This window comes from Acidovorax sp. KPB24-07 (assembly GCF_057543315.1).
On the sequence record NZ_BAAJYS010000967.1, the window covers coordinates 1 to 531 of the forward strand.

Here is a 531-nt window from a genome sequence, read left to right on the forward strand (position 1 = left end):
AGCGCGGCGTTCTGCTGCGTGACCTGGTCCATCTGCGCCACGGCCTCGCCCACCTGGCCGATGCCTTCGCTCTGCTCACGCGTGGCGATGCTCATCTCCGCCACGATGGTGGCCACCCGTTGGATGGACTGCACCACTTCCTTCATCGTGTCGCCCGCGCGGTTGGCCTGCGCCGAGCCCTCGCCGACGCGCTCCACGCTCGTGGCGATCAGGCCCTTGATCTCCTTGGCCGCATCGGCGCTGCGCTGGGCCAGCGTGCGCACCTCGGAGGCCACGACCGCAAAGCCGCGGCCCTGTTCGCCGGCGCGGGCGGCTTCCACCGCCGCATTGAGCGCCAGGATGTTGGTCTGGAACGCGATGCCGTCCACCACGCCGATGATGTCGGCGATGCGCTGGGAGGCGGCGTCGATGCTCTTCATCGTCTCCACCATCACATCCACCGCGTCGCCGCTGCGCTGCGCCACCGTGGACGCGTCCGCCGCCAGCTGGCTGGCCTTCTGGGCGCCGTCGGCGTTCTGGCGCACGGTGGAG

1 protein-coding gene is annotated in these 531 nt (G+C 70.6%); it reads right to left on the reverse strand.

Features of this window, described 5'->3' with window-relative positions:
- A partial coding sequence (locus AC27IQ_RS26940) for a methyl-accepting chemotaxis protein (protein WP_487091533.1) occupies positions 1–531 on the reverse strand: 531 nt, incomplete at both ends.